The sequence below is a fragment of the Thauera phenylacetica B4P genome (genome assembly GCF_000310225.1).
Classification (GTDB): Bacteria; Pseudomonadota; Gammaproteobacteria; order Burkholderiales; family Rhodocyclaceae; genus Thauera; species Thauera phenylacetica.
This window is the reverse complement of the sequence record NZ_AMXF01000148.1, coordinates 1-10,138: the sequence shown is the minus strand read 5'-3', so window position 1 is coordinate 10,138 and position 10,138 is coordinate 1. Positions and strand designations below refer to the sequence as shown.

The following is a 10,138-nucleotide window of genomic DNA, read 5'->3' as shown; positions in this document are numbered from 1 at the left end:
CCGGCGCTCGGCGGCGTCGCCGGGGGGCAGAGGCCGGCGGCCGCGGCGGCGCTCGCGATCGCGCTCGCGGCGCTGGCGGTCAACCTCGTGCTGCCGCAGCAGCTCGAGACCGCCTACGCCACCTACCGCGTCGAGGCGGTGGAGATCCCCGGCTACGTGGCCCCGGAGGTCTTCCGCATCAACAACTCGCCGGCCTCCATCCTCGACGCCGGCGAGCCGCCGCGCTACGCGCGCTACATCCGCCGCCTGCGCGGCCTGTTGCTCGACGAGCTGGGCTTTCGCGGGCGCAGCGTGCTGGTGCTGGGCGCGGGCGGCTTCACGCTCTCGCACCGCGAGCAGCTCAATCACTACGTGTATGTCGACATCGACCCCGCCGTGAAGGAGATCGCCGAGCGCGACTTCCTGCGCGAGCCGGTGCGCGGCGAGTTCGTCGCCGCCGACGCGCGCGCCCACCTGCGCGCCACCGCCGCACGCCACGACGCGGTGGTGGTCGACGTCTACAGCGCGCTCACCAGCATCCCGGCCCACCTGGTCACGCGCGAGTTCTGGCGCGCCACGCGGGAAGTGCTGAAGCCCGGCGGCCTCCTCGCCGCCAACCTCATCCTCGACCGCGAGCTCGCCAGCCCCTATGCACGCAGCGTGCTGGCGAGCATCCAGGCCGAGTACGGCGCGTGCGCGGTCGAGGTGCTGTTCCGCGACCGTCCGCAGGGCAACGTGCTGGTGATCTGCACCGCCCCGTCCGCGGCGCGGCCGGAGCCCGCCCGCCCCTACACCGACGAGCGCAACCGCGCCGACCTCGACGTGCTGCGTGGCGGCTGATCAGCCCTGCGCCTGCGCCAGCGCGGCCTCGAACACCTCCATCGGCACCGGGCGACCGAACAGGTAGCCCTGGTAGTCGCGGCAGCCCTGGGCGGCGAGGAAGTCGTACTGCTCCTCGGTCTCGACCCCCTCGGCGATCACCGCGAGGCCGAGGTTGCTGCCGAGCGCGAGGATGGTGCGCGCGATGGTGGCGTCGTTGGGATCCGACATCACGTCGCGCACGAAAGACTGGTCGATCTTGAGCTGCGTGAGCGGCAGACGCTTGAGATAGGCGAGCGAGGAGTAGCCGGTGCCGAAGTCGTCGAGCGCGAAGCGGATGCCGAGCGCACGCAGCGCCTGCATGCGCTCGATCACCGCCTCGGCGTCCTCGATCAGGCTGCTCTCGGTGAGCTCGAGCTTGAGGCGCTCGGCGGGCGCCCCCGTCGATTCGAGCAGCGCGCGCACCTCGTCGGCGAAGCTGGGCTGGCGGAACTGGCGCGCGCTGACGTTCACCGCGAGCCGCAGGTGCGCGGTCTGCGCCCGCTGCGCCCAGCGCGCCAGCTGCCGGCACGCGGTCTCCAGCACCCAGTGGCCGATCGGCACGATCAAGCCGGTCTCCTCGGCGAGCTCGATGAAGCCGCCCGGGGCGAGCAGGCCCTTGTGCGGATGCCGCCAGCGCAGCAGCGCCTCGGCGCCCACCGGCCGGCGCCGCGTATCGACCTGGACCTGGTAGTGCAGCTCGAACTGGCGGCTGCGGATGGCCTCGCGCAGGTCGGCGTGCAGGGTCGCGCGCTCGGTGACCGCCGCCTGCATCGCGGGGTCGAAGAAGCAGATGGCGTTGCGCCCCGCCGCCTTGGCCTGGTACATCGCGGTGTCTGCGCGCCGCAGCAGCTCGGCGGCGCTGAGCTCGCCGCGGCCGAACGCGCCGACGCCGATGCTCGCCGAGACATGTTGGACGACGCGCTCGCCATCCTTGCCGCAGCGCAGGTGGAAGGGACGCGCCAAGGCCTCGCCGATACGGGTGGCGATCGTGTTCGCCTGCGCGACGCCTTCGATATCCTCGAGGATCACCACGAACTCGTCGCCGCCGAGCCGGGCGGCGGTGTCGCCCTGGCGGATGCAGGCGTTCAGGCGCACACCCGCCTCGACCAGCAGCTGGTCGCCGGCATCGTGGCCGTGGGAGTCGTTGAGGTCCTTGAAGTGATCGAGGTCGATCAGCAGCAGCACGCCCTCGGTGCCGCGGCGCGCGCTCGTGCTCAGCGCGTGCTCGAGGCGGTCGTACATCAGGCGGCGGTTGGGCAGCCCGGTGAGCGGATCGAAGAAGGCGAGCTCGTGGATCTGGCGCTCCTGGCGCTTGCGCTCGGTGACGTCCTGGTTGAAGCCGAAGATCCCCATCACCTCGCCCTGCACGCGGATCGGCGCCACGAGGCACTGGAACACCCGGCGCTCGCCGTCGACCTCGTACTCGACCTCCTTGTGCAGGGTCTCGCCCGCATACGCACGGCGGTTGCTCTCCGCCCAGTCGGCGCTCACCGGCGCGCTCTCGCCGGAGTCCCCGACGCGCTTGTCGAGCAGATCGCCCCAGTGCGCGGCGGTCATCGCGTTCTGCATGATGCAGCGGCCCTGCAGGTCGCGCGCCCAGTATTCGACGGGGGTGTTGTCGACCACCGCGCGCAGCAGCGACTCGCGCTCCTGCAGCGCCTGCTCCATCTGCTTGCGGGCGGTGATCTCGCGCGAGAGCACGTTGAAGCGCTGCGGCTCGCCCGCGCTGCGCGCCATCGGCGCCACCGACAGCTCGAACCAGCGCGTGCCGCCCGGCGCGTCGACCCTGAACACCTTGCCGGTGGAATGCCCCACGCGCGCCGCCTCGCGCAAGGCCTCGAGGCAGGTCTCCGCCTCCGCGGGCGGCAGGACCTCATGCACCCTGCGCCCCATGAAGAGGGAGGGCGGCGCGGCCAGCAGGTCCTCGCTCGGCGTCCGGTACGACAGGCAGCGCCCTTCGGCGTCGAGCACGAACAACGGGTCGGGCAGGGCCTGCAGGATCGCCGCGTAGTCGTTCTTGAGCGCGACCAGCTCGTGCTCGTCGCGCTTGCGCGCGGTGATGTCGATGGTCAGGCCGGCCACGCCGTCCGGCGCGCCATCCTCGTCGAACAGGGGCTGCTTGATGCTGAGCCCCCAGTTCATCTCCGGACGGCCGGCGAGGCGGACGCATTCCTCGACGATCACCGGCTCGCGTCCAGTGAGCGCGCGCTGGTCGTGCGCCTGCATCGCACGCGCGAGCTCGGGCGGGAAGAGTTCCGCGTCGGTGCGCCCCAGGATGTCCGCCCGAGCGCGCTCGAGCAGCTCGCAGGCGAGCTCGTTCGCGTAGAGGTAGCGCCCCTGCGGATCCTTGATGTAGATCGGCACGCGCAACTTGTCGATCGCCGCCCTAAGACGTGCGTTATCGTCCTTCATGCAACCGCTCTCCTCGCCCATGGACCTCGGGATCGCTCATACCCCCCGGGTCGGGCTATTTTGACAGCCTCCGTGCCGAGCGGGCCGCCCGCAATGCCGAGATGCATACTTTTCCACGCCTGCCTGCAAAATGACCACCCTGCGCTTGATCCTCGGCGACCAGCTCAACGCCGCCCATTCCTGGTTCCGCGCCGCGCGCGCCGACGTGCTCTACCTTATGATGGAGGTGCGCAGCGAGACCGACACCGTGCACCACCATGCGCAGAAGGTGCTGGCGATCTTCGCCGCGATGCGCGCCTTCGCCGCCGCGCTGCAGGCCGCCGGCCACCGGGTTTGCTACCTGAGGATCGGCGACGCCGACAACCGCCAGGCCTTCGCCGCCAACCTGGCGCAGGTGGCGGCCGATTGCGGCGCGACCCGCTTCGAGCGCATGGCGGCGGACGAGTGGCGGGTGGAGCGCCTGCTGGACGAAGCCGCGCAGACACTGGCCCTGCCGCACGCGGTGGTCGCCAGCGAGCACTTCCTCGCCGAGCGCGCCGAGCTCGCGCAGCGCTTCGCCAAGAAGGTGCCGCGCATGGAGTTCTTCTACCGCGACATGCGTCGCCGCCATCGCGTGCTGGTCGATGACGGCGGTGCGCCCGTCGGCGGGGTGTGGAACTTCGACGCGCACAACCGCGAGAAATGGCCGGGCGATCCGCCCGCGCCCGACTGGCCCTGGGGCGGGCATGACCTGCGTTCGCTGTGGGACGAGATCGTCGTCGCCGGCGTCCAGACCATCGGCGCGCCGCATGCCGAGCGCGTGCGCTGGCCGCTGACCCGGCGCGAGGCGCGCGCCGGGCTGGCGCACTTCATCGAGCACGCCCTGCCCCATTTCGGCCCCTACCAGGACGCGATGAGCACGCGCTCGACCACGCTGTTCCACTCCGGGCTGTCGTTCGCGCTCAACGTCAAGCTGCTGCACCCGCGCGAAGTCATCGACGCCGCGGTCGCCGCCTGGCAGGCGGGCAAGGTGGAGCTGGCGAGCTGCGAGGGCTTCGTGCGCCAGATCCTGGGCTGGCGCGAGTTCGTGCGCGGGGTGTATTGGGCGCGCATGCCGGGCTACGCACAGACCAACGCGCTCGACGCCCACCGCCCGCTGCCGGCCTGGTACTGGAGCGGCGACACGAAGATGGCCTGCCTGCGCCACGCCATCGGTCAGTCGCTCGACACCGCCTACGCCCACCACATCCAGCGCCTGATGATCACCGGCAACTTCGCGCTGCTCGCCGGCTGCGACCCGGATGCGGTGGATGCCTGGTACCTCGGCATCTACATCGACGCCTTCGAGTGGGTGGAGATGCCCAACACCCGCGGAATGAGCCAGTTCGCCGACGGCGGCGTGATCGCGAGCAAGCCCTACGCCGGCGCGGCGAGCTACATCGGCAAGCAGTCGGACTACTGCAAGGCCTGCGCCTACGACCCCAAGCGCCGCCATGGCGCCAGCGCCAAGCCCGCCTGCCCGTTCAACAGCCTGTACTGGGACTTCCTGCTGCGCCACGAGGCCCGTTTCGCGCGCAACCCACGCATGGCCATGCCCTACAAGGCCTGGGCGAAGATGGACGAAGGCGAGCGCGCCGCCACGCTGGCACAGGCGGCGGACTACCTTGGCAAGCTGGACGAGTTGTAAGGCTGCGGTGCGCGAAGCGCGCGCATCGCCTGTCCGGCAGCCGTGTTCGCGGCTTCCGCCGCTCCTACAGGAACACGTCGGTTCATGCAGGAGCGCCGGCAGGCGCGAAGACGGCCGCGCAAACGGTCGCGTGCGTCGCTTGCCGGACCACGCGCTTCGCGGCTTGCGTCGCTCCTGCAGGAGCACGTCGGTTCATGTAGGAGCGCCGGCAGGCGCGAAGACGGCCGCGCAAACGGTCGCGTGCGTCGCTTGCCGGACCGCGTGCTTCGCGGCTTGCGCCGCTCCTGCAGGAGCACGTCGGTTCATGTAGGAGCGCCGGCAGGCGCGAACACAGCGGCTCAGCCCGCGAGGGCGCGGACATCGGCGAGCAGCGCGTCCACGCTCGCGGGCAGCGTGTCCCAGCCGCACATGAAGCGCGCCCCACCGGCACCGATGAAGGTGTAGAAGCGCCAGCCACGCGCGCGCAATCCGTCGAGCACCGCGGGCGGGAGCTCGCAGAACACGCCGTTGGACTCGACCGGGAACATCAGCCTCGCACCCGGGACCTGCATCAGCCCACTCGCCAGGCGCTGTGCCATGGCGTTGGCGTGGCGGGCGTGCTTCAGCCACACCTCGTCTTCCAGGATGCCGAGCCAGGGCGCGGACAGGAAGCGCATCTTCGAGGCCAGCTGCCCGGACTGCTTGCAGCGATAGGCGAAATCCTCCGACAGCCTGCGGTCGAAGAACACCACCGCCTCGCCCACCGGCAGGCCCATCTTGGTGCCGCCGAAGCACAGCACGTCCACGCCCACCTTCCAGGTGATCTCCGCTGGCGCCACGCCGAGCGAGGCCACCGCGTTGGCGAAGCGCGCGCCGTCCATGTGCACGCGCAGGCCGTGCTCGCGCGCGCAGGCGGAGATCGCCGCCACCTCGGCCGGCCGGTACACCGTGCCCACCTCGGTGCTCTGCGTCAGCGTGACCACGCGCGGCTTGGGGTAGTGGATGTCGCTGCGGCGCGAGATCACCTCCAGCACCGAGGCGGGCGTGAGCTTGCCCTGCGCGCCGTGCGCGGGCAGGAGCTTGGAGCCGTTGGAGAAGAACTCCGGCCCGCCGCACTCGTCGGTCTCGACGTGGGCCAGCTCGTGGCACACCACGCTGTGGTAGCTCTGGCACAGCGAGGCGAGCGCGAGCGAGTTGGCGGCGGTGCCGTTGAAGACGAAATAGACGTCGCAGTCGGTCTCGAAGAGCTCGCGTAGGCGGTCGGAGACCTTGCGCGTCCATTCGTCCTCGCCGTAGGCCGGGGCGTGGCCGGCGTTGGCCGCCACGAAGGCCGCGAGGGCCTCCGGGCAGACGCCGGCGTAGTTGTCGCTGGCGAAATGCTGAATCGGCTGCATGCGGGGATCAGGCGCGGTCCAGGTTCAGCGGCTCGCCGCTCTCGGCGGCGCAGGCCGCCGCCGTGAAGAGGATGTCGGTCGAGGAGTTGAGCGCGGTCTCGGCCGAGTCCTGCACCACGCTGATCACGAAGCCGATCGCGACGACCTGCATCGCCACGTCCGCACTGATGCCGAACAGCGCGGTCGCCATCGGGATCAGCAGCAGCGAACCGCCGGCCACGCCCGACACGCCGGCAGCAGCGAGCGAGGACACGATGCACAGCAGCAGCGCGGTGGCGAAGTCGACCGGGATGTTCAGGGTGTGGGTCGCGGCCAGCGTCATCACCGAGATCGTGATCGCCGCGCCGGCCATGTTGATCGTGGCGCCGAGCGGGATGGAGATCGAGTAGGTGTCCTCGTGCAGGCCCAGGCGACGGCACAGCTCGAGGTTGATCGGGATGTTGGCGGCCGAGCTGCGGGTGAAGAAGGCGGTGACGCCGCTCTCGCGCAGACAGGTGAACACCAGCGGATAGGGGTTGCTGCGCAGCTTCCAGAACACGAACAGCGGATTGACCACCAGCGCGACGAAGACCATGCAGCCGACGATCATCAGCAGCAGGCGGCCGTACCCGAGCAGCGCGTCCATGCCGGCCTCGCCCATGGTGGCGGCGACCAGGCCGAAGATGCCGAGCGGCGCGAAGCGGATCACCACATGGACGATCTGCGAGATCGCGTCGGCGAGATCGTTGAGGACCTTGCGCGTGCCTTCACCGGCGTGGCGCAGCGCGATGCCGAGGCCGATCGCCCACGCCAGGATGCCGATGAAGTTGGCTTCCATGAGCGCGCGCACCGGGTTCGAGACCGCGCTCAGCAGCAGGTTCTTGAGCACGACGAGGATGCCGCCCGGCGGGGTGCCGCTGGCAGCCGGCGCATCGAGCACCAGCGTGGTCGGGAAGGCGAAGCTGGCGAGCACCGCCACCAGCGCCGCGGCGAAGGTGCCGAGCAGGTAGAGCATCAGCACCGGGCGGATGTGGGTGGGCTGGCCGTGCTTGTGATTGGCGATCGCCGCCGCAACCAGGACGAAGACCAGGATGGGCGCGACGGCCTTCAGTGCGGCGATGAAGAGGTCGCCCAGCAGGGCGACCGACTTGGTCGCGCCGGGCGCGATCAGCGCCAGGGCGACGCCGAGGACCAGACCGATGGCGATCTGGGAGATGAGGCTCATGCGCATGAGGCGCTGGAAAGCCGTGGGGTTGGCGGTGGTCATCGGGGTGTCTCCTCGTGGATGACGTTATGGTTAGGGGTGCCCGGATCGGGCGAAAAGCCGCTGCGGGAAAGGCTCCCGCATGCGGGCTCGGGGTGAGTCGGTCGATTGCGCAGGCTCGGCGGACCGAGGCGTCAGCACTCGGGGAAGCTGACGGCCAGCCCGCCGCGGGAGGTTTCCTTGTACTTGTCGAGCATGTCGCGGCCGGTATCGCGCATGGTGCGGATGACCTGGTCGAGCGAGACCGTGTGCGCGCCGTCACCGCGCAGGGCGAGCTGGGCGGCGTTGATCGCCTTGATCGAGGCCATCGCGTTGCGCTCGATGCAGGGCACCTGCACGAGGCCGCCGACCGGATCGCAGGTAAGGCCGAGGTTATGCTCGAGGCCGATCTCGGCGGCGTTCTCGACCTGCTCGGGCGTGCCGCCGAGTACCTCGGCGAGGCCCGCCGCCGCCATCGCGCACGCCGAGCCGACCTCGCCCTGGCAGCCGACCTCGGCGCCGGAGATCGAGGCGTTCTTCTTGCAGAGCACGCCGACCGCGGCGGCGGCGAGGAGGAAGTTCTCCACGTCGCGCTCGTCGCTGCCGGGCATGAACTTCATGTAGTAGTGCATCACCGCCGGGATGATCCCGGCGGCCCCGTTGGTGGGGGCGGTGACGACGCGGCCGCCGCCGGCGTTCTCTTCATTGACCGCGAGCGCGTAGAGGTTGACCCAGTCGAGCGCGGTCATCGAGTCGCTGATCATGTTGCGTCCGCTGACCTGCTCGGTGAGCTTGCGGTGCAGCGCGGGCGCGCGTCGGCGCACGTTGAGCCCGCCGGGCAGCACGCCCTCGTGGCCGACACCGCGCGTCACGCAGGCGCGCATCACTTCCCAGATGCGCATCAGCGCGGCGCGCGTCTGGGCCTCGCTGCGCCAGGCCGACTCGTTGGCCAGCATCAGCTCGCTGATGCGCAGGCCGTGGCGGCGACACTGCGCAAGCAGCTCGGCGCCGGTGTCGAAGGGATAGGGCACGACGACCTCGGCCTCTGCGGGCGCGCCGGACTGCGCCTGCGCCTCGTCGATCACGAAGCCGCCACCCACCGAGTAGTAGGTGTTCTCGTAGAGCACGCCGGCCTCGCCATGCGCGGCCAGGCGCATCGCGTTGGGGTGGTAGGGCAGGCTCACCGGCAGCAGACGCAGATCGCGCGCCCAGTCGAAGGGCACCGCCGTCGTGCCCGCCAGCGGCAGGCGCGCGTCGATGCGCACCTCATCCACCGCGCCCACGAGGAAGTCGGGGTCGACCTCGTCCGGACGCGCGCCCATCAGCCCGGCCACCACCGCACGGTCGGTGCCGTGGCCGACGCCGGTCGCCGACAGCGAACCGTAGAGCTTCGCTTCGATGCGGCGCACCTGGTCGAGCAGGCCGCGGCGCTGCAGCTCCACGACGAAATCGTATGCGGCCCGCATCGGCCCGACCGTGTGCGAGCTGGAAGGACCGACGCCGATCTTGAAGAGGTCGAGTACGCTGATGGACATGGGGGACTCCGAGGGAGAACTGCTTGTTGATTTAATTCTGCTAAGCACGAAAATACTTATCAGTGCATGAGCGCCATTTTCCGGGCTGACTTGCGGGTACTCAATCGATAGTTTTTGATCTTTTCTTTAGAAAAACTAAACCATGGCCACGAGCGCACCTTCGCAGATCCATACCCGGCTACGCGTCTTCCTGGCCGTCGCGCATCACCTGTCCTTCACCCGCGCGGGCGAGGAGCTCAGCATCACCACCGGCGCGGTCAGCCAGCAGATCAAGCTGCTCGAGGACTGGCTCGGCCAGCGCCTGTTCCGCCGCCTGCCGCGCCGGCTCGAGCTCACCGACGCGGGCAAGCGCCTGCTCACCGCGGTCGACCCGGCCTACGCCGCGGTCGAGCTCGCCATCGGCCGCCTGCGCGGTGGCGCGCTCAGCGGCGTGGTGCGGGTGCGCACCCTGCCCTCCTTCCTCGCCACCTGGCTCGTGCCGCGCCTACCGCGCCTGATGGCGCGCTTTCCGCAGATCGAGCTGCAGGTCGAGGCCGAAGACAGCACGTATTCGCTGCGCGACGGCGAGTTCGACCTCGCAATCGACCTCAACGACGGCAGCTATCCCGGCTTCCAGAGCACCGTATTGCTGGAGGAGGAGATCTTCCCGGTGTGCTCGCCGCGCCTGCTCGAAGGCCGCCCGCCGCTGCTCGGCGCCGGGGACCTGCGCCACTACCCGCTGCTGCACGACATGACCGCCTGGCGCGGCAGCCCGCCCTACGCGGAGTGGGAGCGCTACCTGCGCGCGATCGGCGCGCCGCAGGTGGAGGTGCGGCGCGGCTACATGTTCAACCGCAACCACATCACCATGCAGTGCGCGATCGCCGGCATGGGGGTGGCGATCGCGCGGCGAACGCTGATCACCGACGAGCTCGACAGCGGCCGCCTGGTGGCGCCCTTCGCGCAGTCGGTGCGCACCGGCAAGCGCTACTGCGTCATCCATTCCGGCGGGGCGCTCGCGGACCCGCGCGTGGCCACGGTGCACGACTGGCTGGTGGCCGAGGCGCGCGCCGCGGAGCTCGCCGCCGGGCCGCCCGCGGACGCTGCCTCC

Annotated in this window: 7 protein-coding genes; 3 read left to right on the top strand and 4 right to left on the bottom strand. The window is 70.4% G+C overall.

Annotation, left to right across the window (positions count from 1 at the left end; translation table 11 throughout):
- A partial coding sequence (locus C667_RS15920) for a spermidine synthase (RefSeq protein WP_004369176.1) occupies positions 1–819 on the top strand: 819 nt, incomplete at its 5' end.
- Here the strand turns inward: C667_RS15920 and C667_RS15915 are convergent.
- Positions 820–3,252, bottom strand: coding sequence for a sensor domain-containing protein (locus C667_RS15915; protein ID WP_004369174.1), 2,433 nt, complete (start codon positions 3,250–3,252; stop codon positions 820–822). It abuts the gene before it with no gap.
- Between the two features lie 130 nt (positions 3,253–3,382).
- On the opposite strand from C667_RS15915, the gene C667_RS15910 reads away from it, so the two are divergent.
- On the top strand, positions 3,383–4,918 hold the full coding sequence (locus C667_RS15910; RefSeq protein WP_004369172.1) for a cryptochrome/photolyase family protein: 1,536 nt from the start codon (positions 3,383–3,385) through the stop codon (positions 4,916–4,918).
- A 338-nt stretch (positions 4,919–5,256) separates the two neighbouring features.
- Here C667_RS15910 and C667_RS15905 read toward each other — a convergent pair whose 3' ends face one another.
- The 3 genes from C667_RS15905 to C667_RS15895 all read right to left on the bottom strand — a co-directional run bounded on the left by C667_RS15905 (position 5,257) and on the right by C667_RS15895 (position 9,048).
- A complete protein-coding gene (locus tag C667_RS15905) occupies positions 5,257–6,291 on the bottom strand; it encodes a threonine aldolase family protein (protein WP_004369170.1) in 1,035 nt (344 codons plus the stop codon).
- Between the two features lie 7 nt (positions 6,292–6,298).
- Positions 6,299–7,537, bottom strand: coding sequence for a serine/threonine transporter SstT (gene sstT, locus C667_RS15900; protein ID WP_004369168.1), 1,239 nt, complete (start codon positions 7,535–7,537; stop codon positions 6,299–6,301).
- 131 nt (positions 7,538–7,668) lie between these two features.
- Positions 7,669–9,048 carry an L-serine ammonia-lyase gene (locus C667_RS15895; RefSeq protein ID WP_004369166.1) on the bottom strand — a complete coding sequence of 460 codons (1,380 nt, stop codon included), beginning with the start codon at positions 9,046–9,048 and terminating at the stop codon, positions 7,669–7,671.
- A 142-nt stretch (positions 9,049–9,190) separates the two neighbouring features.
- Here C667_RS15895 and C667_RS15890 point away from each other — a divergent pair.
- A partial coding sequence (locus C667_RS15890) for a LysR substrate-binding domain-containing protein (protein ID WP_004369164.1) occupies positions 9,191–10,138 on the top strand: 948 nt, incomplete at its 3' end.